Genomic DNA, 26,716 nt, shown 5'->3' with positions numbered 1-26,716 from the left:
AGAAAAAGCTTTTTTATTTACTATGAGTATATTTAATTCACGAATAATACTAATTTAATTATAAAATAAATTAATAAAATTACAAGTAAATTTTGCCTTGCCAAAATCCTGCAAGATCTTTAAATCACGTATTTCAGGATAAAACAAAAAATGGACCCACTAATGTGGATCCATCCATTCGTCGCTTTATCCTCCTTGGATAGTAATATTGTACTATCTTTATAGTAAAAAAGCAAGATTATTTATATATTTAGTAATTTTAGTAGGATTTTTCATCTTTCTATGATTTTTAGCCTAATAAGCTAAAGAGAAAGACTGCCATCCTTAGCCTCAACCTCGTCAAATATTAAGTCATTTAATACCTTAATATAAGTTCCCTTCATACCTGAAGATCTAGTTTCTATTACATTAGCCGACTCAAATTTTCTTAGGGCATTTACAATAACAGAACGAGTAATGCCTACCTTATCAGCTATTCTTGAGGCAACTAAGATTCCTTCAGTTCCATCAAGTTCATTTAAAACATACTTCATAGCCTGTAGCTCTGAAGAAGAAAGAGTTGAGATTGCAGACTTTACAATCTGACGCTTTCTTGCATCTATTGCAGACTCTTCATTAACAGACTGCATAAGACCAAGGCCTACTACTGTAGTTCCATATTCACTAAGAATAATATCGTCAATATCATAATTGTTATTCTTTCGATACATAAAAAGTGTACCAAGTCTCTCGCCAGCAATTTCAATAGGTGTAATAAGGGCCGTAATATTCTTTACATCCTTACTATCAAAACCTAAGATGGCAAGATTAACATTTTCATTAGTACTAAGGACACTTAAAAATCTCTCATTAAGCTCTGGGTCAATAAAACCACCCTTAGATATTACAAAATCCTTTATAAAGGGACCTTCCTCTAAATTAGCCATTCCAAGGACTTTGCCCTTTTTACTAGTAACAATAATATTAGATAATAAAATCTCTGAAAGGCAAAGACAAATATCTGTAAAATTTACTCTTAAGGTGTGATTATTGTGTAACAACTTATTAATTTTACGAGTTTTGTCCAATAATTGTATACTCATAAATTCACCCCTGTAATACTAGTTTTCGTTCTTTTTAAGTACTTCTACATGGCCACATTCTGGGTTAGCACAAGCAAGCTTTGAGCCCTTTTCAACCATATAACCGCCACATTCAGGACATGGCTTAACTGATGGCTTCTGCCATGAAACAAAGTCACATTCTGGATAGCCTTCACAACCAAAGAAGATTCTACCCTTCTTAGTCTTTTTAAGAACTACATCCTTACCACACTTAGGACAAGGAACGCCAATCTTTTCTAGATAAGGCTTTGTATTTCTACACTCTGGGAAACCAGGGCAAGCAAGGAACTTACCGTGTGGGCCATATTTAATAACCATGTTTCTACCGCAGTTTTCACAGATAACATCTGTAACCTCGTCTTCAATTGTTACATTTTCCAATTCCTTAGAGGCTGTATCAATTGCTTCCTTTAAATCTGGATAGAAGTTTCTAATAATATCCTTCCAATCCACATATCCATCTTCAACTCCATCAAGTAAAGATTCCATGTTAGCTGTAAATTGTGTATCTACAATAACTGGGAAGGCTGTTGTCATAGCGTTATTAACTGCAATGCCAAGCTCTGTTACATAAAGGTTTTTCTGTTCCTTTGCCACATAATGTCTAGCAATAATTGTTGAAATTGTTGGCGCATAAGTAGATGGTCTACCAATACCAAGCTCTTCAAGGCTCTTTACTAGGCTAGCTTCTGTGTAGTGTGCAGGTGGCTGTGTAAAATGCTGAATTCCCTCAACATTTTCTAAGCTAAGCTTTGAATTCTCATCTAAGCTCTTAGCTAGAGTATTAGACTTCTCTTCATCATCAGCTTCCTTATAAACTGCCATGAAACCTTCAAACTTAACCTTAGATGCAGATACTGAGAATCTATAATCTCCTGCCTTAATCTTAACAGAAGTTGTTTCATAAACTGCAGGTGTCATCTGACTTGCAATAAATCTCTTCCATATTAATTGATATAATCTAAACTGATCTCTAGATAGAGAATCCTTTACAACAACTGGTGAAAGAGTTAAATCTGTAGGACGAATTGCCTCATGGGCATCCTGAATTCTCTTCTCATCCTTCTTTGCCTCAGTATGATTACCAGCTACATAGTCTTTACCATAATTGTCATTAATAAAGCTTGCTGTTGTAGCTACTGCCTCATCTGCAACTCTTGTAGAATCAGTACGTAAATAAGTAATTAAACCTACGCTACCTCTTCCCTCAATTTCAATACCTTCATATAATTGCTGTGCAATTCGCATGGTCTTTTGAGTTGCAAAGTTAAGGGCCTTAGCTGCTTCCTGCTGCATTGTACTTGTTGTAAATGGAAGTGGAGCTTTTTTATTTCTCTCACCCTTCTTTATCTGATCAACACTAAATTTCTCTTTTTTAAGTTTAGCTAAAATCTCATCTGCTTCATTCTTTGACTTGATTTCAAGCTTACCCTTAGATGTTCCTGTAAACTGGGCAACAATAGGCTTCTTCTCACCTTCAATATTTAAATTAGCCTCAATTGTCCAATACTCTTCTGGAATAAATTCATCTATTAACTTCTCTCTATCGCAAATGATTCTAAGCGCAACAGACTGAACTCTACCAGCTGATAAACCTCTCTTAATCTTTGCCCATAAAAGAGGACTGATTCCATAACCCACGATTCTATCAAGGGCACGTCTTGCTTGCTGTGCATCAACAAGATTCATATCAATCTTTCTTGCATTCTTTAAAGATTCCTTAACTGCACCCTTTGTAATTTCATTAAAGGTAATTCTATAGATATCCTTATCTTCTAATTTAAGAGCTGCTGCTAAATGCCAAGAAATCGCCTCTCCCTCACGATCGGGATCGGTTGCAAGATATACTTTAGTTGCCTTCTTTGCTTCCTTTCTTAGGGCAGCAAGTAATTCACCCTTACCTCTAATTGTTATATATTTAGGTTCATAATCGTTTTCTGGATCAATACCCATCTGTGACTTTGGAAGGTCACGTACATGTCCTTGAGAGGCCATTACCTTGTAATTTGAACCCAAGAACTTTCCAATTGTTTTTACCTTAGCTGGCGACTCTACTATTACTAAATACTTAGCCACTTCTTATTCCTCCGTTACTATGTTAGATTTGTACCCTTACATAGCAATTCTTCGTTGTCTCCTCCACTAAACCCTCTAGCTCTAACTCTAATAAATTTTCCACCACGATACTTAAAGGTAACCCTGTTTTAGTTACTAAATCATCTAACGCACAAGGATACAAATCGAGTTCACTATACACCATATTTTTGGGACTGGCAATAGGCAATTTATTTAAATTGTGTCTAAATTGTTCGTTTTGTGGGGAAATTTCACTAGATAAAGCTTGATTTTTATTGCTTTTAGTAAAAATTAAATCGCATTGATAAATATCTTCTGGTCTAAGTATAGGATTAGCGCCTTCCTTCAATAATTCTAAACATCCAACTGATAAAGGATCAGAGATTCTCCCCGGTACTACAAAGACGTCCTTTCCCTGTTCTAGAGCCCAATCCACCGTAATTTTACTACCACTTTTATTCCTTGCCTCAACTACAATTACCGCATCACTTAGTGCACTAATAATACGATTTCTCTCTGGAAAATGTCCAGGAATTGCAGGAGTATTTGGCTTATATTCTGACAATATTCCTCCATTTTTCTTTAAATGAAGATATAGCTCTAAATTATTTCTTGGATAACATACATCTGCCCCAGTTCCAAGGACTCCTAAAGAATAACCGCCAGCACTAATAGCCCCCTTTTGTCCATAATAATCAATTCCAAGGGCCATACCACTAATTACCTGAATACCATTAGAAGCAAAGCTTTTTGCAAACTCATAGGCAATTCTTCTTCCATAATCAGTACAGCCCCTAGCCCCTACAATAGAAACAATTGGCTTATTAAAATCCGGAAGTCTTCCATAATAATATAGATTCACAGGATAATTTTCTATATCAAGTAACTGCTTTGGATAGTCTTCCTTTCCTGGATAGCTAAATTTCATATCTGACTTTCTAAGCTTAATATAGTCCTTTAAAATGTAGCCAACCTCCTTTGATTCTTCAATGGCCTTAGCATCATTTTCACTAATCTTTTCTATATTTAAATAGTCCGACTTCTTTGCAAAAAATACCCTCTTAGGATTTCCAAAATATTCTAGTAATTTGTGGATTTTTACAAGGCCCACCCTTGGGATGCTATTAATCCAATACCAGTAAAATCCCTTTGTAATCTCGCTTAAATTTTCCATAAAATTCTCCTTATTCTTCTTTTGTTTTTATTCATTAACCCTTCTATAGGAAAAGCTCTCTGAAATATGACTCCAGTTAATGTCCTTCTCCCCTTCTAAATCCGCAATAGTTCTAGCCGTCTTAAGGATCCTTGTATAAGCTCTTGCAGTTAAATGTTTCTTTTCATAAAAGCGCTCCATAAGCTCCTTTTCCCTATCCTTTAACTGGCAGTATTTCTTTACCATTTCTGAATTCATTTGGGAGTTAAAATTGATATTAGTGTCTTTAAATCTTTCTAGCTGTGCCTTTCTAGCCCTTAAAATCATTTCTTTCATCTTTTTATTTGAGAGCACATTTTCATCCATCTCTGTCTCATAGGCTATATCTTTAAACTTAATTTCATTAGTTTTTATGCAAATGTCGAAGCGGTCCCAAATTGGATTACTAATCTTTCCAATATATCTTCTTATGTCTACTTCTCTACATTTACATCGAGTTCTATCAGGGTAATAGCCGCATTTGCAAGGATTCATGGCCGCCACTAGCATAAAATCTGCAGGGTAGTCATAAGAATAATTAAGTCTTGTAACCTTAACCTTTCTATCCTCAATAGGGCTTCTAAGACTTTCAATAATATTTGAATTAAACTCTGTGATTTCATCAAGAAATAAGACTCCCTTACTTGCTAAGGTGATTTCCCCAGGTTTAGCAAATGCGCCACCTCCCATTAAGGCATTCAGGGTGATGTTATGATAAGGATTTCTAAAAGGTCGTTTTTTTACAAGACCACTGCCCTCCTTTAATATTCCTGCCACGCTTTCAATCTTAGTGACCTCAAGCCTTTCTTCTTTTGTCATATCCGGCATAATATAGGGTATTCTACTTGCAAGCATGGTTTTTCCACTGCCTGGAGGCCCCATATACATGATGTTGTGCATCCCGGCTACTGCAATCATTGTGGCTCTTTTAGCGCTATTTTGTCCTCTGACATCACTAAAGTCCGGGGTCTTTATATCCTTTTCTTCTATAATTTGGGATTTTGAAAATGTGTCTAGACTATTTAAATTAAGACTTGAAGCCTCTAATTTACCATTAATTATATTTACACATTCCTTTAGATTAGATACGGTAATTACATTTATATCTTCTACAATTAAGGCCTCTTCTTTGTTAGCTTTTGGAATAATTACATTTTTAATACCAGCTTTTTGAGCCATTAATACGCAGGGCAATATTCCCTTAACTCCTTTTATACTACCATCAAGGCCAAGCTCTCCAATGCAGAAATACTCTCCTAAAGATTCATTAGTTATTAGATTATTTGCCGCAAGTAAGCCAAGGGCAATAGGCAGGTCAAAGCCCGTTCCATCCTTTCTAATATCTGCAGGAGATATGTTTACTACTACTCTTTGGGGTAGGAGTTTGAAATTTGAATTTTTAATTGCTACCTTGATTCTTTCCTTGGCTTCTTTTACTTCACTACTAAGTAAACCACTCATGTTAAAATCTGGTAGACCATCTGAGACATCTGTTTCCACTTCCACTAAAATAGCTTCAAGTCCATAAACAGAGGCTGATTTAATACAACTATACATCTAGTGTCCTTTCTTTTGATTCTTTTGTTAATTACTTTTTGCTTTAGTTTTGTTTTGTTAATTGGAATTTTGCTAGATTCTAGCTAAAAGACTTTCCTAGACTATCATAAATTCTAATCTAAGTCAAATAAATCCCTTCTTGCAAGACTAAAGCTAGTAGTTCCCCTAGTTTTATTAACATCCTCTGCATAGATTGTAATTACTAAATCTCCCCTAGTTAAACTATCATAAAGGCTTATTCCTTCACTATTTGTTAGATTTAGATAATCTCGTAAATCCAGTACATTTTCCACTTTATTTCTGAGGCAATTGTCTCCCTCGTATTCTTCTAATATCACATCCACTCCTTCTGTAAAGCTGCCATCTCCGTCCACATCCCAGAAGGCTCTTCCATAGGAATAGGCACCATTTGAAATACCCATATCAATATCCGTTACTGTAAATCTTAGATAGTTAGTGGTTGTAGTAAGGTCTGATAAGTAAGAAAGATCATTTGATCTAATTGCCTGCTCGTAGGAATTAGAACCCGTCTTAATTCCTGTAGTGCTTGAAATCTTAGGTGTAGAATTACCAGACTTTATGGCCTTAACTACAGTATTAACAAAAAGCTTAAGTTCTGCATCCTTTGTAACCTCTGAGTGACCACAGCCGGAATAAGTAATATTTCCTTTGGAGTAAATGTAGTAGTTATTAAGGGCGTCAACTCCTGATAGGTGGTAATAAGAGCCCGAATCTGAAGAGTAGAGTGCATACCAAACCACTACATCCTTTGAAGAATCAATTAGCTTTGAATTTGTTGCCTCTAAATCTACCACAAACCACTGGGAGTGGGTCTTTGAAACTGTAATACTCTCATCAATTCCATAAGGGTATTCTGTAACCTGACCCTTATTTAGCTGCCTTACATTAGTAGTGGTTAGAACACTTTTATTTATCTCATCGGAAATATTAGTATATATCTTAAAAGGATTACCATTATCCGTGCCTCTTCGCATAAGATTTAAATTAGTATAGCCCTGATAATTATCATCAAAAACCGTGGCTTTATTAGCCCCTGCTACACTTGTAACCGACTTATCAGAAACTCCGTATCTATCCATACCTGCCATATTTCTAAACCTTGAGGTTAAATTAAAGGAGGTATCAATATTAGATTTCTTAGCAGAAGACATATCTAGAACTCTTACATTTTCATAATTAACATCTGAATAGGCGGAATAGATGAAATTATCGTGGCTAAATAATACTGCGCGGCCGGAATTTATAAAGTCCTCAATATTATTTAGAGCACTTTCACTTTCAATATCCTCACGGTTAAAGTTATCATAAAAGCCAAGGACTAGCATGTCGTATTTATACAATTTATTCTTGGACTCATCATAGATATCCAGCCCATTCATTTCGTAATCAACCCCGTCATACCAGCTAACAAAGTCATTAACTGAGACACTATCAATGGATAAATCAATTCCAACCAAATCTGAAATGGCATCAAATCTTTCCATAAAAGCTTCATCTTCAAGTAAGAAATTTCCTGTGGTTACATCATCAAGAGGAACAATTTGTAAAACCTTAACTTCGCTTACATCCTCTTCTGAAACAATAATACAGCCTGTATCCTGACAAGAGCCTCCCATTTTATTTGTAGCCACCAGCTTAATTCCCACATAGCCTCTAAGCTCTGTTGGAAGGGCAAGACTTACTCTAAAGTTACCCTTATTATCTGTGGTGATTTTACTATCTGTTGAACGAGTTGAAGAATAGTAAAGCTCATACTCCTCACCTGCTATTTCTGAAAATATACCATCGCCGTTTTTATCAATATAAATATCAAGGTCATAACTCTCACTAGTAGAACCAATTTGTCCATAAATTTCAAAACTAGAAAGGGAGGAAGCTAAAACTTTTTTTGAATTAATTATCTTATTACTGTCATAATCTGCCTTAAAATCATCATCTAGACTTATTTCTGGATGACTAATATAGTTAAGAGAAATATCTTTTGTTTCATCAAATATATTAGAGGTATTATGTCCATTTTTTTCTAAATAATAAGGAGCTAATTTATAGACATTTACACTGTAATTACTACTATTAGTTGAGGTCTTTTCATTAATGGCATTATAAATGGAATTAGCTAAAACTAGAGGCTTACCATTGTCTATAAAATTCATCAATTTATTAAGGCTTTTAAGGGTAAAGTCATTGCCACTAAAGGCAGCATAAACCGTCTCTCCTGTGGATTCTATGGATAAATTCATCTTTAAAAATTTACCTGCTGGCGAGTAGTTTCCATTACCCTGAAGGGCGCCGCTTGCAAGATAACCTTTAGGATTATAATCTCCAATAATTACTAAATCATAGTCATTTACAATATCAGAGTTCATGCCAATAAAACCGTTTGAGGCGATGCTATCTATTGTTACATAATTTGTGTAATTACTTTTCTTTATATTTTTTACCTTAAAACCAAACCATTTAAGGATCTGCTTAGCCGATGAATAATTGTTATATTTGCTTGCACCACTTGGCTCAATTTCAAGCACTCTAATAGGGTAGCTAACAGTATCTGCTGCCACCGTACTTGATTTACTTCCCTTTAAGATTGCTAGAAGCGAAATGCAAAAAATAACAACTAGTAAAAGGGCTATTTTATACAAATCCTTTTTAAATTCCTTATTCATAGGCACTCCTATTTACTGATTTATAAAACTATCAACTAAGCTAGTAGGAATCACTTGATTTTCACTAGTGCTAAGCTTTACAAAATCTATACTAGACTCACTATTTCCCTCCCCTAAATAAAGCTTATCCTTACAGCTATTTCTAGTGCTAAAGCTCTTATTTATGGTCCTTTCCTGGCCCGATAGCTTTGAGCTAATAGTTATATCAAGCATTGGATAATCTGAGACATAATCTAGATTAAAGCTATTAGAATCTTTTCTTGTTAAACTTATCATGTCCTTATTTAGCTTTACACTAAAGTCTGTAATGTTTTCTGCTATAAAACTTTCCTCTTGGTTGAAAATGTAATACAGAGTCTCATTTTCATACTTAAGGCCTACTTGGTTGTTGTCACTATCATAGCTTAGTAGATAAACTAAATCTCCGACTTTAAAAAGCCTTATAGAGCTAGCATTTAGTACGCAACTCTCCCCAAAGGCCATGGCATTATCTAGCTTAGTCTCAAGCTTTGCATTAACTGTTGACCTTCTATAAGACCTTACGCTTTGGCTTACAAAAACACCTAGGGCAAAAAGCACAATACTTGAAATTGCAAGGGCTATGATAAGTTCAACAAAACTAAAGCCTTTATTATTTTGTGTAATTTTTGACTTTTCGTTTTCCTTCATAGTTCCCCCTATTCCTTAAAGAGTCCTGTCTTTAAATAAAGTAGTAAAGACTTTGTTTTTCTGCCCTTTATATTAAAGTTTATAAAGCTATTCTCTATTAGATTAGTTCCCCCTGTAAAAGTTATGTAATAAACCCTAGTTCCATTGACATCCTCAGATGAATTAACTGCACTTCCTCCATAATTTAGACTTTTAACAGAACCCTTTGATTTGTCAAATTCAATAAAGAGACTAGTGCCCTTTGATAGGGTAAGACCTGTGCTTGTATCTCCTTCTGTAAAGCTTATAGAAAGGGAAATCCTAGAGCCAAGCTTAGTAGAATCCATTAAATCTCCATTTTTATAGCTATTTATATAGATTATTCCCTCTTTATTAGTAATTTCTATATAGTAGGAATTATCAATTGAAAGGGTGTTAGTTCTAAGCATCTCCACCTCTGATTTTAGTGAATTTACTGCCCTTTGCTCATTGGCATTGACTAAAGTGGACATAAGTATAGCGCTGCCTGATATTAGCACAAGCATTATGGCAAGCGTTATTAGTAATTCAATTAAACTAAAGCCTTTCATGTCCATTTTTTTCATTAATTTCTCCAATTCTTTATTTCAACTAAATCCGTGTATTCAAGGTCTGTGCTATTTAGGCTGTCCTCATCCTCTGCTTCATAGCCATAAAGGAAAATCGACTTAAAAGGATAAAGACCGCTTCCAGCCCCGTTTGTAACACCATCATCTGCTTCAATCATATTCATAATCTGGCTTTCCGTTAGAGGGTAAATATTTACATTTCCCTCAAGTCTAATTGTGCCCTTAGCCATAATAAGCCCTGTAAAATCAGATCTTACAGTTACATCTCCTGAAGCAATTATTATGCCCTTTGACATTTTTAATTTGCCCTGGCTGTAGCTTGAATTAGCTAGGCTAGAATCCACAATTACAGCATTTTTACTAGCGCCCTCATTATCAATGGCAACAAGCATATAGTCATCCTCTGATATAACACCGTAGTTGTGCGCCGCTACTGCTCGGTTTTGAATATATTTTCTAAAGCCCTCACTAGATATAAAATTATTGAAAACGTTGTCGCTATAGGCAGCAACATCCATAACCTCTTCGCTGCCAATATCTGCACTTGTAAGCAGTCTAGTATCCACATCCTCTATTGGAAGCAATATCTTATGTAAAATGTTATATCTTATAGAGTAATTATTATATTTAGCAAGGTAAGCATCATAGTTAAAATCTATAGTTGTAGAGCCTGTATTAACCGCCCTTAAATAACTATCATAAATGCTATCTGAAAGGGCTGTCATATTAGCATAATCGCTAAGATAAATATTGCTAGCTGTAGAGGAAGCATTAACCCTTAGACTATCATGTAGGGCATCTCTAATCTCCTCATACTCTTCCTTTTTGCTATTGCTTAAGCCCTGATAATAACTACTATTTTCCTTAAAGGCATCAAAGGCCTCATCAGACTCAATTAGTTTTGCATAAACTGCCTTTAGTGCTACATTTTTAAAATTAAGATAATAATAGGCGCTGCCAGTAGAGTCCCCGTTTGAAATTAACTTAAGTTCGTAGGGCTTATCACTATTAAGAAAGGCGTAAGCAAAAAATGACTCATCAATATTAATTGTTACTTCCTTACCCTTATAGTTTATGACACCTGTGTTTCCTGCTGTGTTATAGTCTGTGGCAGTAATTAGTGGCACCGGATTTACTTTAGCGGAAATGTATCTAGAAGGCACTAGATAGCTTTCCTGATTGCCATAGCCTGCATAGGAAAAGCCAGTAGCATAGGGGCTTTCTAAACCGTTATAGCCAATATAGGCATTGCCGGATAGCAACACATTTGCATTGGCATTAATATAAATATTGCTCTCATTACTGTTAATTATCATGGAGCTTGAGTAAAGGTGACTAGCCCCGTTAGCCGTCACATAGCCGTAGCCATAAAGGTTTCCATTAATTGTGGCAGTAGATTTATCTGCTTCTAGCTGCAAATCATCCTTTAGATAAGCGCTGGCATTGCTTGCAATTGTAAGGCTAGAAGGGTTATTTTTTGTGAAAATGTTTTCCCCCCAGAGCCTTCCAGAAAGCAGGTTAAAACTGCCTCCCTTAATATTTATGTCAGAGCCGGAAATTAAATTAGAATTCTCCCCGCCTCTAAAATTTAGGCTAGCATTATTATCTACTGTAATTCCAGTTTCACCGCCACCATAAGCACTTGCATAGAGATTAGTGCTACCAGAGTTTATAATGCCTGTGTTTCCTATAAGAGCGTATTTTGAAAAATTAGTTGTGGCAATTATATTAGTATCCACAAGGTCAAGAAGCTCGGATGGAAAGCTAATATCAAAATCAATAGTTATATCTGAATAATAACCAGCACTTGTCATATAACTAATAGTTATGTCTTTTATTTTCAAAGTGTAATTATCAAGACTTACATTAAGGCCTGAAAAATCTGTTAGCGTTTCATTTTCCTTAGTAAGACTAAGGCTTAAAATGTCCTTAACATCAAGCTTTCCTTCTGCATTAGTCTCAAGGAAAGATTTTAGTGTCTCAATTAAATTTTCCTTTTTATCTACGTCAAATTCTCCAAAAAGGCTATCAAAGCTATTAGCTGATAGGTAAATGTCAGATAGATAACTATCCCTGTTAGCTTCAGTGATTATGCCAAGCTTTTCTAGGAGTCTTATTGTATAGTTTTTTCTAAAAAGGGAATTAGCACTTGCATTAGTAAAGCTTGCATCGGTTCTTGCTTGATTTAGATTATCTGAATAGCGCCTTAATTCATCAATATAGGCCATATTAAAGCTTTCCATGGCAGTCTTTGAAAGGCTTAAATAAATCTCATCTACAGCCTCTTCTGAAGTGTAGAAACTAGATTTAGAATTAAGCTTAGTCTTTTTCATGCGAAGATTTAGCATAACTACAGAGGTTACTGAGCTTGCTAAAATAAGAATAAAAGAGCACATAATTAGCACAATAATAAGAGTCGAACCTGCTTTATTCATTTTTAAATTTATTTTTGATTTTTTTCTATTAAAAATCTTCATAGGATTTCCTCTATTCTATCTTTGTGCTAACAATAGTTGTAAGTAAATTCTCTTCTTCTCTACTTCTATAATAGACCTTTACAATAAGCCTATAGATGTAGTTTTTGCCAGGACTTTTTATGCCATTTTCAATGGATAAGGCCCAGTTTTCAACATTGGAAAAAATGGACACCACTAAGTCTTTTGATACTTCCTTTTGACTTTGATTTTCCCTTGAGCTTTTATTGGCATCACTATAATAATTACAAGTTACTTTGTCATTACTAAGCACTACATAGCCTTCATCCCCTTGCTTTTCCTGCTCTATAAAAAGTAGATCTAAATTTAAAAAGGCTACCTTTTTATTAAAGCTAGTATCATAGGAGTAATTTATGGTGATTTCATCCTTTGCATACTGCTTTTTTTGTCCATCAACTATAGATACATTTTCATCTGCATAATAATCATCAAAGATGCTATAGAAAATGTAAATCTTGTTGGCATTATTCTCGTAATCACTAGAAGAAGAAATTATGTAGTCATAGTCATCTTCTGATAAATCTGGCTCTAGTTTTGTATCTAAATTAGAGGCTGTAATTAGTTTCGTTTCATAATTAAACTCTCTAATATAGTCAGCAATATTAAGGTCAGGTCTAGCCTCGTCTATGTAGGAATAGGAAATTGTCACATCTAGTTTTTGAATATAAGAGACAAAATCAGAACTTGTTCTATCTTTAGTTATACTAACATCAATAACGGATGTCTTTTTTATACAAGATCTGTCATAAAGGTCTCCTGTGGATTCTAAAAAGTAGGTGGCGGCCTCTTCATTTATGGCATCGTCTGTGTAAATAATATTCTTTTCCTTATCTAGACTTGCATAGCTTGAAAGGCCGTAGCTGTTGACATTATTCTTGCTATTAGACTCTCCATTTGTAAAGTTGTCATTATAATAACTAGGATCAAGTATTGCCTCTATTATAAAGTCTTCCCCATCAATTCCTGTATAGCTATTATTATCATTATTAGACACCAAAAATTTGAGCACTCCCTGCTCATCTTCAAAGCTTTGATTGCTCTCCTTTTGGTAGCTATAATTTAGATCTTCAATTTCTAAATTAGAAACTGATACATTTTTTATCTCTTCAATAATATTATTTGCTGCAGTGTTGGCATTTTCAGTGCGACGAGCTTTTGAATTAGTCTTTGCAGCATTTGTAAAAATAGATAAAATTGGCAGAGTTATAATAGCTAATATAGCTATACTTATTAAAACCTCTACTAAAGAAAATCCTTCATTTCCTTTTCTTTTATCCATAGGACCACCTTACTAATCACTAACTGTAACTGACTGTGTTGTGTCTACATTTTCCATAAATAAATTGTCTTTTCCTCTTATGAAATCATAAGTGGATTCCTTAAACTCCCTATCAGTGCTTGTAATATAATACATGCTAATGGTCATGGTGCCTGACACGATATTAGAGGAAGCATCATAGGAAGAAGATATATTATCTATTGTATTCTTACTAAAATAGCTATTTACATAGCTAATAAAATTTTTCCATTCATTGTAATCTGCCTCATAGGCAATAGATAGGCTGTTACTATAGCCCACCATATCTGTTTCATAACTAGTTGTACTTGCGGGATTTGAGCTATTTAATATACCAAAGGTATAAATTGGATTGGCTGTTTCAAAGGCGGCAGATTTAATCCATACTCCGGTGCTTGACTCTACTGTGTTTAGAAAATTTATGATATAAGCTTTACTGCTGCCTGAGGAATAATTTGATAGTATTTCTTCTGTTTTGCTTGTGTAATCCTTGGTGTCTTCTAAATACTTATCCTTATTTTTTGTCTTCTCTTCTAGGTCCTTTACTTGCTTTTCAAGCTTTACAATTTCTAGCTCATGCTTTTCATTTTTTGCATCTACCCTAGTAAATACAAGATAATAGGCGGCAATAATTAGTAGAAAAGAACAAAGCAATAACAATAATTTTTTATCTCTAGTTGATACTTCGGTGCTAATATTTAACTTCTTAAAAAGATTTTTAAAAAAATTACTCATATAACCACCCCTCTATCTAAGACTCATCACTAAGGTCGCTAAAGTTAAAGCTTACACTAAAGGAAAGTACTATTGTCTCTAAGCTGTTTTTACTTTCCTGTATGCTTGGCAATTCCACATTGCTAATACCAGAAGTATTAGTTAGTTGTGTAATCATTGCTGCAATAGATAGCTTTGAACTTGCTGTTGCTGATATAGTTACATAGCCATTAGATACAGTCATATTTTTTATAACAACATCTGCTGGTAAATTTTTTTCTAAAATGCTAACTAGCTTTTCTAATTCATCATCACTACTAACTGTCAAATTCTTAAAGGCCTTAGCATCTAGATAGGCATCCTTAGCATCATAATATTCATTTACAATTTCATTTATTTCACTCTTTTGACTTATGGACTTATTAAGATTTTTCTCCTTTTGTACAAGATAGAAATTCTTTGTTAGAGGATATATAATCAAAACCGCCGTCACAATAATTGACAGGCCTAAAACTAACTTAAAAGGCTTTAATTCATCCCTTAGTACTATTTCTTTTTCAATATCTTTTGGAATAAAATTTACCGGTTCAATTAAAGCACCTAGGTTATTTAAATAAGAATTAAGTCTTCTTTTTTCAAAAGCTGTCTTCTTATCACATATTACATTATTTAAATCCACAAGATTTGTAACTTCCTTTTTAATCTCGTTAGATAAAAGCTCGTTAAAGCCCTTAATAGTAATGGCATTACCTAAAACATAGGCCTTTGCAATTTCATCTCCCTTATTTCTTGAGCTGTAATAATCCATGATTCTATTAATATTTCCAATTAAATAGCGTAGAGATTCTGTAATTGTATCCCCATCAAATTCACTTTGAAGCAGTTCTTCATTTTGCAGTTTAAGTAGGGCTGCCTCATAGCTTAGGTCAAATTCTTCCATAACTGCGTCCACTAAAAGGGACTTTCCATAAGGAACTATTCTTTGTAATTTTAGGACATTATTTTTGAAAATGTTAACTACGGTGCCATCATTTTCAATCTCCACAACTAAATTACAATCGCTATTAATCTGGTGTTTAACTAACTGATAGGCAGAGTTACCTGTATAATCTATGAAAGATAGATTAAGGCCAAGCTTTTTAGCAAGCTCATAGTAGCTTTTTGCCGTATCCAAATTAAGGGCTGCAAGCATAAGTTTTAACTTACTAGCCCCATTCTCATTAAATCTATCTACTATAGAATATTCAACTATGTAATCACTAATATTAACTGGAAAATATTCAGATGCATTTGCCTCTACAAGTTTTGCAATCTTATTCTTTGGCAAATTTGGTATAACTATTTCTTTTGTAGCAATCTTTGTAGAGCTTACAGAAAAGCAGATATTGCTAGATTCAAAGCCCTTTTCAAGCATGGCATTTTGCATAGCCTTAGCTATTTTATCAAGATCAGTTAATATGCCATCATTTACGCAGTCCTTAGGTGTTTCAATGGTCACAGCTCTGTAAACATGGATTTGCTTACCTACTAGTGATACCTCCATCATCTTTATGAATTCATTATTTAGGACTGCACTAATTAGTTTTCCTTTAACTTTCACAAATGCCATATGCCCTCCTTATATAAATAGGCCTAAATAGGCGGCTACTATTTCCTTTCCAAATAGAATAGAAATATATATTCCTAAACATAAATAAGGTCCAAAAGCCAATATATGTCCTTCATTTGTCAGTTTCATTCTAATAGTATGTATTACACTTCCTAAAATACATGCAATAAAAAAAGCCAGAACTGTTTCTTTTAGTCCTAAGAAAAGTCCTGCGGCTGCCATAAGCTTTATATCTCCTCCTCCAAAGACGTCTATGTTTTTAAAATGTCTAAAAATTACAACTAGTAAATACATAACGCCACTAACTCCTATAAAGCCTAAAAATTTATCAGCTAAATTTATGCTTATAATTGCGTTAATAATGGCTATAACTAATAAGACTATATTTAAGCCATCATAAATAATATAGCTTTTATAATCTATAACTGCTATTGCAAGTAAAATGGAGCTAAATAAACTAACTAAAACTCCATAAATTCCAAATCCAAATCTTAAAAATATAACTAGGTATAATAATGCATTAACTAATTCAATAATTGGATACTGTAGGCTTATTTTCTTGCCACAATATCTACAACGGCCTCGTAAACATATGTAGCTTAACAGTGGTACGAGGTCGTACCACTGTAATCTATGGCCACAATTAGTGCAACTTGAAGCTTTAATTATAATATCTTCTTTCTTTGGTAGTCGATAAATTAATACATTTATGAAACTGCCAATTACTAAGCCGTAAATAAAAATTATAATATACAGGTAAATTTCTTGTTGCATTTTAATTAAGTCCTTTACTCTACTTTACAATAAAGTATGTGTCTGTAACTCTAGCACAAGCTACTGCATCAGTATCTGCTGGTAACTGTGTTGTTGATGTAGGTGCTGTTGTTGCAACCATTACACATACTGAGCCATTATCTGCAATAACAATATAGATATTGCCTGACTTTGCCTTTGATGACTTCATTGTAATGCTTGATGTAAGTGTTGCCTGAAGTTCCTGTTGAAGTGAAGAATAATTAGATAAACTTGTTCCCTCTAAATCTGCGCTATCCCCTGAGCCTAGGTCAATAATGGCACCGTCTGCAACTTCATTTTCAATTGCTTCATCTGCCATTGCCACAACAACTGCTTCTCTGATTGAATCAAGCGTCTGTAAATCTGTTGATTCTCTAGATCTTTCCACACTTCTTAAAAGTGTAGGTGCTAGAACGCCAACTAAAACAACCATAATAGCAATAACTACTATTAATTCAACCAATGAAAAACCCTTGTTTCCTAACTTTTTCTGTGATCTAACCATTTTCGTTCTCCTTTTTTAGTTTTTATATAAACTTAATTCCTAAGTTTATAACACACTTGTTCTTTGTTGCGATGCTTTTCATCGCTTTCTAAATGCTATTATATAATTGAATCATTGGCTGATAAATTGCTGCAATTAGTAGTATTACTAAAAGCGCCATGATAATTATAATAACTGGTTCTAATAATGCTGTAAGACTTGTGGTTGTAATTTCAACCTCTTCCTCGTAGTAATTTGCACTATTAGAAAGCATTTCCTCCATGTTACCCGTCTGCTCTCCTATGCCCACCATATGTGTTAGCATAGCTGGAAAAATATCCATTGTTTTCATTTGTGATGAAAGGGGAATACCTAGTGCTACTCCGCCCTTCATTTTTATTAATGCATCCTTATAGTGAATGTTTGGCATGGTCTGGGCCGTTATATCTAGGGCCGAAATCAGTGGCATACCTGATTGTATAAGGGTTGCAAGTGTTCTTGAAATGGAAGCACATGCGGTTTTAACAGCTAACTTTCCAAAGATTGGAAGCTTTAATTTAAATCCGTCTATTTTGTGTCTGCCACCATCACTAGCTTTATAGATTTTGTATAAAAATATGAGAAAGGCTACCAATACAACTAATAGTAACCAATAGTTTCTAAATAAATCACTAAGTCCTATGATTAACCTTGTGGAAGTTGGAAGGCTTGTATTTAAGTCTTCAAACATGGTCACAAAGTTTGGAATTACAAAGGTTAGCATAACCACTAAAATGCCTATCATTACGATTAATAAAACAATAGGATACATCATTGCCTTTTTTATAATTCCCTTTAGTTTTGCCTCTTTTTCAAATTGAATCGCCATTCTATCAAGAGACTTTTCTAGGCTGCCTGAACTCTCACCAGCCTTAATCATTTCAATTAGAATACTTGGAAAAATCTTATCTTCTCTTAGGGAGTCTGCAAGTGACTCGCCCTTTTCTACCCCTGCTCTAGCTCTTTTAATTCCCTCTTTTAAACTAGAGTCCTCTGTTTGTTCCTCTAACATCTCAAGTGCGCTAACAATAGATATTCCAGCTTTTATAATGCTAGAAAACTGTCGGCAAAAAACCGCCATATCCCTTTGTTTAACTTTCCCCTTTAAAAATGAAAGCTCTATATCTTTATTGAGAAAATTCTGTCTTGATACGGAAATAGGAATTAATCCAGTTTCTCTAATCCTTAATTGTGCCTCTCTTTCATTCTCCGCTTTTATAGAACCTTTCTTTTCTATACCCTCTGAGGTTATGGCTTGATATAAATATGTCTCCATACTCACCTCTCATATTCACTTGTCATGCTTCACGCAAACTTATCCGTACCTATACTCATTATAGCAAATGTATTGCTCCTATTCAACAATTTAAACAACTATAAATACTAATATAAATTATTTATTTTCCTATCTAAATAGGCCATATCCTGTGAAAAACTAAGAGCCGATTCAGCACTTATCTCTCCCCTTATATAAAGGTCAAATAAGGCATCATCCATGGTAATCATGCCATCCTTTTTATAGGTTTGCATAATGCCCTCAATTTGATGGGTCTTGCCTTCTCTAACTAGATTTTTAATAGCTAAATTAGCATGCATTACCTCAAAAGCTGCCACACGTCCTAATTTATCAATTGTTGGCACTAATTGTTGAGATATAATGGCCTCTAAAACCACTGCTAGCTGAATTCTTATTTGCTGTTGTTGATGTGGTGGAAATACATCTATAATTCTATCAATGGTTGCTGCGGCTCCAATGGTATGAAGAGTTGAGAACACTAAATGTCCTGTTTCAGCGGCAGTTATAGCTGTTGAAATTGTCTCTAAGTCTCTCATTTCTCCAACAAGTATTACATCTGGATCTTCTCTTAGGGCAGCACGTAGGGCCTTGGCGTAATTTGCTGTATCAATGCCAATTTCCCTCTGATTAATCATAGCCTTTCTATGACTATGCAAATATTCAATCGGGTCCTCTAGTGTAATAACATGGGCATTTCTCTCATCATTTATCTTATCAATAATAGATGCAAGAGTTGTTGATTTACCTGAACCTGTAGGACCAGTAACTAGTACAAGGCCTCTTTTTTTATCATATAAATCTATTACAGACCTAGGTAGACCTAGCTTTTCTGGCTTTGGAATTTCAGTACCCACAATACGCATAGAACAAGCAACAGAACCTCTCTGCCTATATACATTTACTCTAAAACGACCAACTCTTGGGATTGAGAAAGAGAAATCCGCCTCGCCTTCCTCTTTAAAAATCTCCCACTGCCTATCATCCATTATTTCCTCAATTAACTTTTGACAATCCTCAGGGGAAAGTCTTGGATAATCAAGATTTACTAACTCTCCATTAATTCTTACCTTTGGAGGAAGACCTACTGTTATATGTACATCAGAAGCCTTTTTCTCCTTAGCAAGCATAAGTAACTGTTCAACAGTAACCATAATCCACCTCTATAATTTAATAATCCTCTGTCTCATAAGTTGCCTTAATCATTTCTGCCATAGAGCTTACCCCCTCAAGCACTGAAAGACTTGCAGAATCCTTTAAGCTTAGCATGCCTTCTTTTTTGGCCTCTTCTAAAATCCTGTCTGCGCCCGCATTTTCAATAATAAGCTTCTTTATAGCAGGTGTAATCTTCATAATTTCATAAATAGCTGTTCGGCCATAATAGCCTGTGCCATTACAAAGTTTACAGCCCACGGGCTCATAGATTTTTACATCCTCTTCTAAAGACTTTCCTAGAAGCTTTTTCTCAGAATCTGTTGCCTGTCGCTCTTGTTTACAGCTACATAGCTTTCTTACTAGTCTTTGGGCAATAATTCCCACCACAGAATCTGCAATCATGTAGTTTTCAACGCCCATATCTTCTAGTCTAGCAACCGTTGCGGCTGTAGAATTAGTATGCAGTGTAGATACTACTAAATGTCCTGTAATAGAGGCTCTAACTGCAATCTTGGCAGTTTCTGAATCTCTAATTTCACCAATCATAATTATATCTGGATCCTGTCTTAGGATTGATCTTAGGGCATTGGCAAAGGTTAAATTTGCTTTTGTATTTACCTGCACCTGATTTACCCCATCAATATTTGCCTCTACTGGGTCCTCAACAGTAATAATATTTACGTCCTTTTTATTCAAACTTGAAAGGGCTGTATAAAGGGTTGTAGACTTACCTGAACCTGTAGGGCCTGTAACTAGGATGATTCCATGAGGATTTTTTAAAATGTCATTAAAAACCTTTAGGTCACGCTCAGAAAATCCAAGCTCTGAAGCCTCTTTATTAAAGCCTTCCTTCGCTGCAATTCTCATTACAAACTTTTCTCCATAAATAGTTGGAAGACCTGAAACTCTAATATCGTATTCCTTATCATCTACATTTATAGTGATTCTGCCATCTTGAGGCTTTCTTTTTTCAGAAATATCCATACCAGAAATAATCTTAATTCTAGTAATAATGGCACCATATAAACTAGACTCATAGCTTAATACTTCCCTTAAACTACCATCAATTCTATATCGAACCCTTATATTATCCTTAAAGGGTTCAATATGAATATCTGAGGCTCTGTTTCTAACTGCTGCCTCAATTAGGTTATTTATAAGCACAACAATAGGGGCAGACTCAATATTTGCCTGTCTGTCTCTTTCCCTATCCTCTTCTTCCTTACTAATGGCGTTTTCCTGCTCTTTTTTATATTTATCAATAATATTTTGAGCTTCCTTAGAACTAATAACTCTATCAAGAAAGGCCTTAATGGCATTGCCATCTGCAAGATAAGGAATAACCTGCTTACCTGTAATAATATTTACATCATCCATGGCATAAATATTAGTTGGATCTGCCATGGCAACCTTTAAACTGCCACCCTCATCCTGTCTAAAGCCTAGGGGCACTAAAAGATTCTTTCTCATAAATGTATCATCTAAAAGATTTAGAATCTCTTCTGGCACCTCTACCGCTCTCATATCTACAAATTCAATGCCTAGACTTTCACACAAAGCCTCATTTATCTGGCTTTGACTAGCAAAGCCAAGGGCCACAATGGTCTCACCTAGCATTAAACCTCTCTGCCTTTGTTCCTTTAGGGCTGAGTCTAACTGCTCATTGCTAATTACATTTTTAGACACTAATAAACTGCCTAACTTTACTTTTTTTCTATAATTCATTAGCAGCCTCCATATGAAAAATATAGATTATTGTTATATTAAATTCTACCAAACTTTTAATTAAAGCATAGCATTGAAGCCTAGTAAAGTCAAGAAAGCATGGGCTAAAGCTAGCAGTCAAAACCCTAAAATAATAAAAAACACTTCCAGAGAAAATCCTAATTTAGGATAATCCCTAGAAGTGTTTCTAATATATTTTTTAATATGATTTCTAATTATTAATTGCTTAACTCATAAACAGTATATCTTTCCTTTTGTGAGTTAATAAGGCTATTAACCAAAGAATCAAGATTTGTGCTTACTTCGTAATTCTCAGTAGATAGATTTCTAACTACGTCAAACTGATTATCAACGCTTATGTAACTGTTGTAATATGAAAATGCAAAATAAACCGTTTCGCTTGATTCCTGATTTGAAATCTTAGCGCTAAATAAAAGTATTATTACATTATTGTAATCGCTGCCATTAGTTCCATTAGCTAATAGATACTTTGAAACTAAAGCAATATCTGTAGCAGTTTCTGCATTAGCCTGCTTTAAATAGTCCTTGTTTCCACTGGCCTTATAAAGCATTCTAAAGGTTGTATCATTAGTCTCTGTAGTAATAGCACTCTTAGCCTCTTCTACAATTTCATTAATTACACTAATATCAATATCTTCAACGCCATTGATATATTCTCCTAGCTTATCAGCTGTATAACTAGCTTCTAAGCTATCTACTAAATAGCCATGTCTTGCTATATCTTCATAGCTTTGATCACAGCTTACTATAACTGTATCACCAAAGGAAATGTTAGTAGTTTTATCTGCTGTAAATGTTAAGCTTTGTAAATATTCGTCACTAGCATTATTAGTAATTAAAACAGTAGCCTCTGGACTTATGCCCTGAAATGTTACTTCAATATTATCAAATAAAGATATCTTAGTGCCGGAAGATATTCCATCTACCCTAAGACTATACTTTGTAAGATTTAATTTAACCCCAGCAGCATCTTCATAGGAACTGTCATAGTTTATATAAACCTCTATCTTATCCCCATTTGATAGGTCTGTGGCATCTGAGCTAACCTCAATGGAATTAACTAAACTATTAATTGCAGATAATACATTAGCATCTGTCTTATCTCCTATAAGGGCATTTTTAAGACCTTCTTTATCTACGCTAAATTCTGGGCTTGCATAATCATTTGCTCCCACATAACTAACAGATATGTAATCTCTAACATCAAATCTATTATTATAAATAATAAATCCAATAATCATAACTACAGCTATAAGTGCAATAAATACTAAAGCAATTACCTTTCCAGGTACCACTCTTTTCATTTCCTTTAAGTCTTTATTCTCTCTTTTCTTACTAATAAATTCTTTCATAATTAATTAAATCGCTTTCGTTGCCGCTTTAAGCTCTTCTAATTCTTCACCTGTAAAGAAGTCCTTTAAGTTATTATAAACTTCTTCATGGTAAGCATTAAGTCGCTTAATATCAACTGCTTCTAAATACTTTGGATCTACAAGCTCTAAATCGATTGGTGCCATTGTAAGCATATCAAAGCTTAAGAATGTACCATATTCGTTCTCGTAATCCTTCTTGCATACGATTTCATTTTCAATACGTATACCAAACTTGCCTTCTTCGTAAACACCAGGTTCATCTGATGTAACCATGCCAGGCTCAAGTACTGCTAAATCATTAACACCTGGGATGTGCTTCCATCTAAAGCCGTTAGGTGCCTCGTGAACATTAAGTAAATAGCCAACGCCATGACCTGTTCCACATCTATAATCAATGCCCTCATCCCATAATGGGCCACGAGCAAGGATATCAAGGCTAAAACCGTTACAGCCATGTAGGAATCTAGCATTAGCAAGTGCTAACATACCTTTAAGCGTAAGTGTAAAGCACTTCTTCATTTCATCAGTTACAGGGCCAAGGGCAAATGTTCTTGTTACATCTGTTGTACCTCTTAAATACTGTCCGCCTGAATCTACAAGTAACATTCCCTCTGGCTTTAAGATATCTGCATTCTCCTTAGTTGCGTGATAATGCATCATAGCGCCATTAGGACCTGTTGCTGAAATTGTATCAAAACTAAGTTCAATATAATCACTAATCTTAGCTCTTAAAGAATCAAGATACTCTGCTGCATCTGCCTCAGTAATCTGCTTTCCTTCCTTAACCTGCTTCTTTGTCCAGAAGATAAACTTTGTAAGGGCCGCACCATCTTCAAGGTGAACATCCTTTAAGTTCTTAATTTCTGTCTCATTCTTAATTGCCTTAAGTAAAACTGTTGGGTTTTCAGAAAGCACGCAGTTTAAGTTCTTATTATCCATGCAAATGTTATAAAGACGCATATTAACTCTCTTAGTATCTACTATTACGCGACCTGAGATATTAGCTGCATCTGTATAAACTGCTTCGTATGGACGGATTTCTACATTAGCTTCCTTAAATCTTGCTAGGATTTCTTCATTAAATCTATCGCCATCTGTATAGAGAATAGCCTTATCCATGCTTACATAAGCATAAGACATAATTACTGGATTACACCAAACGTCGTTACCTCTAATATTAAATAACCAGCAAACATCATCTAGACTAGCAATAATATTAGAATCTGCATTAGCCTTCTTAAGGCTTTCTCTTAGCATAGCAAGTTTCTCATTAATTGTTGTTCCACAATACTTCTCATCAAGATAAAAAGCCTTGCTTTCTGGGAATGCTGCTCTATCAGTAAAGATATCAGCAATAGCATCAAAGGTTAAGTTAAAACTTGCCTTCTTATTCTTTACAATATCTGCTAACTTAAGGCCTAATCTAGCATCTACTGTTCTACCATCAAAGCCTAGGCACATACCTTCTTCTAACTTAGAAGCTACATATTCTGATAAAGTTGGAACACCACTAGAACCATCCTTCATAAGTTCAAAGCCTGTTCCCTCAATTTCTTTAGCAGCCTGAACATAGTATCTACCATCTGTAAATAACTTAGCCTCATCCTTTAAGATAACAGCTGTTCCTGCTGAACCTGTAAAGCCTGTTATGAATTCTCTTTCCTTAAAATAATCACCTGAATATTCTGAGATATGGTAATCATTTGTTAATACGAGATAAATATCAACCCCTGTCTTAGCCATAGTTTCTCTAACAGAAGCCAATCTCTCTTTAATTGTTTCTACCTTCGACATAAGTAAACCTTCCTTCATAAATGTATTCACTAGCTATTTTAACACTAGAAAGGAATATGTTAAGCCATTTCTTTATTTCCTTCTTTTCTTCTTAAAATATCAAACTCATTAAGTTCGATTCCTAAGTCGATAAATAACTGCTGCTTTGGATGTGGACAGCTTTCCATATCATGTCCAAATTCATCTACAATTCTTTTAACTACTACTGGAATATTATCTCCATTAGGTCTCATAACCTCAATAGTTTCACCTACTGAGAACTTATTACGCTGTTCAATATTATATAAGCCCTCTTCATTCTTCTTACCTACAATACCAAGATACTTATATTCTGTAACATAAGTATTGCTATCATAAATCTGAGTTTCTTCTGTCGGCTTATTAAAGAAGAAGCCAGTTGTGAACTGTCTGTAAGTACATTTTCCAATTTCTTCCTTGTAAAATGGAATTCTAGCCTCATACTTCTTTGGATCCTCTAAAAAATCATCAATAGCAAGGCTATAAGTTCTTGCAACTGTTGCTACGTAAAGAGCTGTCTTCATACGGCCCTCAATCTTAAAGGAATCAATACCTGAACTTACCATCTCTGGGATATGTTCAATCATGTTAAGATCCTTTGAGTTGAAAATGTATGTTCCTCTTTCATTCTCAAATACTGGCATATATTCACCTGGTCTGTTCTCTTCAACAATTGAGTACTTCCATCTGCAAGGGTGTGTACAAGCACCTCTATTAGCATCTCTACCTGCCATATAGTTAGAAAGTAAACATCTACCAGAATATGAAATACACATAGCACCATGCATGAAACTTTCAATTTCCATTTCCTCTGGAATATGCTCTCTGATTTCCTTGATTTCTGCAAGGCTTAATTCTCTAGCTGATACAACTCTTGTTGCACCCTGCTTCCACCAGAAGTTATATGTTAAATAGTTAGTGTTATTAGCCTGAGTTGAAATATGAATATCAATTTCAGGACATACTTCCTTAGCAATTGTAAACATACCAGGGTCAGAAATAATTAAAGCATCAGGACCGATTTCCTTAAGCTCTTCAAAATACTGTCTTGCTCCTTCTAAGTCATAGTTATGAGCTAAAATATTAGCTGTAACATAAACCTTAACATCTCTTTCATGGGCAAACTTAATACCTTCTCTCATATCATCTGCTGAGAAGTTCTTAGCATTAGCTCTAAGACCAAAGGCTTCACCACCAATATAAACTGCATCAGCTCCGTAAAGAACTGCAATCTTTAGTACTTCTAAACTACTAGCTGGAATAAGTAATTCAAGCTTTCTACCATTATAAACTCTGTTTCTCATATAAATCCTTTCTTAAATAACTAGTACATATAACTAATACCTGTAATACTAGTCTTAGCTTCTTTTTACGCTTAATGTAATTCCATCTCCAATTGGAACAATGGATGTAATTAAGTCTTTGTGATGAGTTAGGGTATAGACATACTCTCTCATTCTTGTATGTATAGTCTTATCTCTTCTTGCCACTGTAAAGTGAGATTCTACAATTTCGCCTTCCTGTAGGATGTTATCTGAAATTAGTAGACCTCCTGGACTAAGTAACCTTAAAATGTCATCGAGGAAGTTAATATACTGCCCCTTTGCTGCATCCATGAAAATAAAATCATAACTTCCCTCTAATTCTTTTAAAACTAGAGTGGCATCGCCTTCAATTAAAGTTATCTTATCTTCTTTTTTAGCCCTTTTAAAATTTTCCCTAGCTATTGGAATTCTCTTTTCATAATTCTCAATTGTAGTAATATGACAATTCTCTGGCATATTCTCACTCATAAGAATAGATGAGTAACCTACTGCCGTACCTACTTCTAAGATACGTAAGGGCTGCTTTAATGAAAGCAAGACCTTAAGTAAATTCCCCATCTCTTTCCTTATGATTGGAACACCTGTTTCAATCGCTTCTTTTTCAATTGTATTAACAATATCTGAATTACCACAATCAAGAGAATTAATATAAGCCACAATTCTTTCGTTGACTATCATAAATAATCCTCTTTCTAAATTAAATTCTTAAT

Annotated in this window: 20 protein-coding genes; all 20 read right to left on the bottom strand. The window is 34.6% G+C overall.

Annotated elements, in window-relative coordinates:
- Positions 1 to 302: 302 nt before the first annotated feature.
- The gene (codY, locus tag BLQ66_RS10195) at positions 303 to 1,082 is read right to left on the bottom strand and encodes a GTP-sensing pleiotropic transcriptional regulator CodY (protein ID WP_074522072.1); all 780 of its coding nucleotides are present in this window, start codon (positions 1,080 to 1,082) and stop codon (positions 303 to 305) included.
- A gap of 18 nt (positions 1,083 to 1,100) precedes the next feature.
- On the bottom strand, positions 1,101 to 3,179 hold the full coding sequence (gene topA, locus BLQ66_RS10190) for a type I DNA topoisomerase (protein ID WP_074522071.1): 2,079 nt from the start codon (positions 3,177 to 3,179) through the stop codon (positions 1,101 to 1,103).
- A 22-nt stretch (positions 3,180 to 3,201) separates the two neighbouring features.
- Positions 3,202 to 4,353, bottom strand: a complete 1,152-nt coding sequence (gene dprA / locus BLQ66_RS10185) for a DNA-processing protein DprA (RefSeq protein ID WP_083330344.1) — start codon at positions 4,351 to 4,353, stop codon at positions 3,202 to 3,204.
- A gap of 27 nt (positions 4,354 to 4,380) precedes the next feature.
- The gene (locus BLQ66_RS10180) at positions 4,381 to 5,928 is read right to left on the bottom strand and encodes a YifB family Mg chelatase-like AAA ATPase (protein WP_074522070.1); all 1,548 of its coding nucleotides are present in this window, start codon (positions 5,926 to 5,928) and stop codon (positions 4,381 to 4,383) included.
- A 113-nt stretch (positions 5,929 to 6,041) separates the two neighbouring features.
- On the bottom strand, positions 6,042 to 8,612 hold the full coding sequence (locus tag BLQ66_RS10175) for a DUF5057 domain-containing protein (RefSeq protein ID WP_074522069.1): 2,571 nt from the start codon (positions 8,610 to 8,612) through the stop codon (positions 6,042 to 6,044).
- A gap of 12 nt (positions 8,613 to 8,624) precedes the next feature.
- Positions 8,625 to 9,281 carry a PulJ/GspJ family protein gene (locus BLQ66_RS10170; RefSeq protein ID WP_074522068.1) on the bottom strand — a complete coding sequence of 219 codons (657 nt, stop codon included), beginning with the start codon at positions 9,279 to 9,281 and terminating at the stop codon, positions 8,625 to 8,627.
- Between the two features lie 8 nt (positions 9,282 to 9,289).
- Positions 9,290 to 9,865, bottom strand: a complete 576-nt coding sequence (locus BLQ66_RS10165) for a type II secretion system protein (RefSeq protein WP_074522067.1) — start codon at positions 9,863 to 9,865, stop codon at positions 9,290 to 9,292.
- On the bottom strand, positions 9,865 to 12,345 hold the full coding sequence (locus tag BLQ66_RS10160) for a hypothetical protein (protein ID WP_074522066.1): 2,481 nt from the start codon (positions 12,343 to 12,345) through the stop codon (positions 9,865 to 9,867). Before BLQ66_RS10160 ends, BLQ66_RS10165 begins: the two co-directional genes overlap by 1 nt.
- Before the next feature lie 10 nt (positions 12,346 to 12,355).
- Positions 12,356 to 13,642 carry a prepilin-type N-terminal cleavage/methylation domain-containing protein gene (locus BLQ66_RS10155; RefSeq protein WP_074522065.1) on the bottom strand — a complete coding sequence of 429 codons (1,287 nt, stop codon included), beginning with the start codon at positions 13,640 to 13,642 and terminating at the stop codon, positions 12,356 to 12,358.
- Positions 13,643 to 13,654: 12 nt separating this feature from the next.
- Positions 13,655 to 14,395: a hypothetical protein gene (locus BLQ66_RS10150; RefSeq protein ID WP_074522064.1), complete on the bottom strand. Its 741-nt coding sequence runs from the start codon at positions 14,393 to 14,395 to the stop codon at positions 13,655 to 13,657.
- A 16-nt stretch (positions 14,396 to 14,411) separates the two neighbouring features.
- Entirely contained in the window at positions 14,412 to 15,983 is a 1,572-nt protein-coding gene (pilM, locus tag BLQ66_RS10145; protein WP_074522063.1) for a pilus assembly protein PilM, read from the bottom strand.
- 9 nt (positions 15,984 to 15,992) lie between these two features.
- A complete protein-coding gene (locus BLQ66_RS10140; RefSeq protein WP_074522062.1) occupies positions 15,993 to 16,757 on the bottom strand; it encodes a prepilin peptidase in 765 nt (254 codons plus the stop codon).
- Between the two features lie 19 nt (positions 16,758 to 16,776).
- Positions 16,777 to 17,283, bottom strand: a complete 507-nt coding sequence (locus BLQ66_RS10135) for a type II secretion system protein (protein ID WP_074522061.1) — start codon at positions 17,281 to 17,283, stop codon at positions 16,777 to 16,779.
- 88 nt (positions 17,284 to 17,371) lie between these two features.
- Positions 17,372 to 18,577: a type II secretion system F family protein gene (locus BLQ66_RS10130; protein WP_074522060.1), complete on the bottom strand. Its 1,206-nt coding sequence runs from the start codon at positions 18,575 to 18,577 to the stop codon at positions 17,372 to 17,374.
- Between the two features lie 107 nt (positions 18,578 to 18,684).
- Positions 18,685 to 19,749 (bottom strand): type IV pilus twitching motility protein PilT, encoded by a 1,065-nt coding sequence (locus BLQ66_RS10125; RefSeq protein WP_074522059.1) that lies wholly within the window; start codon positions 19,747 to 19,749, stop codon positions 18,685 to 18,687.
- A gap of 16 nt (positions 19,750 to 19,765) precedes the next feature.
- Positions 19,766 to 21,475, bottom strand: coding sequence for a GspE/PulE family protein (locus BLQ66_RS10120; RefSeq protein WP_074522058.1), 1,710 nt, complete (start codon positions 21,473 to 21,475; stop codon positions 19,766 to 19,768).
- Positions 21,476 to 21,693: 218 nt separating this feature from the next.
- Positions 21,694 to 22,848, bottom strand: a complete 1,155-nt coding sequence (locus BLQ66_RS10115; protein WP_074522057.1) for a hypothetical protein — start codon at positions 22,846 to 22,848, stop codon at positions 21,694 to 21,696.
- A 6-nt stretch (positions 22,849 to 22,854) separates the two neighbouring features.
- Positions 22,855 to 24,663, bottom strand: a complete 1,809-nt coding sequence (locus BLQ66_RS10110) for an aminopeptidase P family protein (RefSeq protein WP_074522056.1) — start codon at positions 24,661 to 24,663, stop codon at positions 22,855 to 22,857.
- Between the two features lie 59 nt (positions 24,664 to 24,722).
- Positions 24,723 to 25,985, bottom strand: a complete 1,263-nt coding sequence (locus BLQ66_RS10105) for a peptidase U32 family protein (RefSeq protein ID WP_074522055.1) — start codon at positions 25,983 to 25,985, stop codon at positions 24,723 to 24,725.
- Between the two features lie 54 nt (positions 25,986 to 26,039).
- Complete coding sequence (locus BLQ66_RS10100; RefSeq protein WP_074522054.1) at positions 26,040 to 26,684, bottom strand: O-methyltransferase; 645 nt, start codon at positions 26,682 to 26,684, stop codon at positions 26,040 to 26,042.
- Positions 26,685 to 26,716: the final 32 nt, after the last annotated feature.

The organism is Lachnospira pectinoschiza (assembly GCF_900103815.1).
GTDB lineage: Bacteria > Bacillota > Clostridia > Lachnospirales > Lachnospiraceae > Lachnospira > Lachnospira pectinoschiza_B.
The sequence above is the reverse complement of the archived record's forward strand: the minus strand, read 5'-3'. Positions and strand labels throughout refer to the sequence as shown.

What these genes read in the sequence shown, in the direction of transcription:
- BLQ66_RS10120 (WP_074522058.1), bottom strand. Translation starts at nt 21,475, where the DNA reads ATGAATTATAGAAAAAAAGTAAAGTTAGGCAGTTTATTAGTGTCTAAA.
- BLQ66_RS10105 (WP_074522055.1), bottom strand. Translation starts at nt 25,985, where the DNA reads ATGAGAAACAGAGTTTATAATGGTAGAAAGCTTGAATTACTTATTCCA.
- pilM (WP_074522063.1), bottom strand. Translation starts at nt 15,983, where the DNA reads ATGGCATTTGTGAAAGTTAAAGGAAAACTAATTAGTGCAGTCCTAAAT.
- BLQ66_RS10130 (WP_074522060.1), bottom strand. Translation starts at nt 18,577, where the DNA reads ATGGAGACATATTTATATCAAGCCATAACCTCAGAGGGTATAGAAAAG.
- BLQ66_RS10110 (WP_074522056.1), bottom strand. Translation starts at nt 24,663, where the DNA reads ATGTCGAAGGTAGAAACAATTAAAGAGAGATTGGCTTCTGTTAGAGAA.
- BLQ66_RS10160 (WP_074522066.1), bottom strand. Translation starts at nt 12,345, where the DNA reads ATGAAGATTTTTAATAGAAAAAAATCAAAAATAAATTTAAAAATGAAT.
- BLQ66_RS10150 (WP_074522064.1), bottom strand. Translation starts at nt 14,395, where the DNA reads ATGAGTAATTTTTTTAAAAATCTTTTTAAGAAGTTAAATATTAGCACC.
- BLQ66_RS10180 (WP_074522070.1), bottom strand. Translation starts at nt 5,928, where the DNA reads ATGTATAGTTGTATTAAATCAGCCTCTGTTTATGGACTTGAAGCTATT.
- BLQ66_RS10175 (WP_074522069.1), bottom strand. Translation starts at nt 8,612, where the DNA reads ATGAATAAGGAATTTAAAAAGGATTTGTATAAAATAGCCCTTTTACTA.
- BLQ66_RS10135 (WP_074522061.1), bottom strand. Translation starts at nt 17,283, where the DNA reads ATGGTTAGATCACAGAAAAAGTTAGGAAACAAGGGTTTTTCATTGGTT.
- codY (WP_074522072.1), bottom strand. Translation starts at nt 1,082, where the DNA reads ATGAGTATACAATTATTGGACAAAACTCGTAAAATTAATAAGTTGTTA.
- BLQ66_RS10170 (WP_074522068.1), bottom strand. Translation starts at nt 9,281, where the DNA reads ATGAAGGAAAACGAAAAGTCAAAAATTACACAAAATAATAAAGGCTTT.
- BLQ66_RS10125 (WP_074522059.1), bottom strand. Translation starts at nt 19,749, where the DNA reads ATGGTTACTGTTGAACAGTTACTTATGCTTGCTAAGGAGAAAAAGGCT.
- BLQ66_RS10140 (WP_074522062.1), bottom strand. Translation starts at nt 16,757, where the DNA reads ATGCAACAAGAAATTTACCTGTATATTATAATTTTTATTTACGGCTTA.
- BLQ66_RS10100 (WP_074522054.1), bottom strand. Translation starts at nt 26,684, where the DNA reads ATGATAGTCAACGAAAGAATTGTGGCTTATATTAATTCTCTTGATTGT.
- BLQ66_RS10115 (WP_074522057.1), bottom strand. Translation starts at nt 22,848, where the DNA reads ATGAAAGAATTTATTAGTAAGAAAAGAGAGAATAAAGACTTAAAGGAA.
- BLQ66_RS10155 (WP_074522065.1), bottom strand. Translation starts at nt 13,642, where the DNA reads ATGGATAAAAGAAAAGGAAATGAAGGATTTTCTTTAGTAGAGGTTTTA.
- BLQ66_RS10165 (WP_074522067.1), bottom strand. Translation starts at nt 9,865, where the DNA reads ATGAAAAAAATGGACATGAAAGGCTTTAGTTTAATTGAATTACTAATA.
- dprA (WP_083330344.1), bottom strand. Translation starts at nt 4,353, where the DNA reads ATGGAAAATTTAAGCGAGATTACAAAGGGATTTTACTGGTATTGGATT.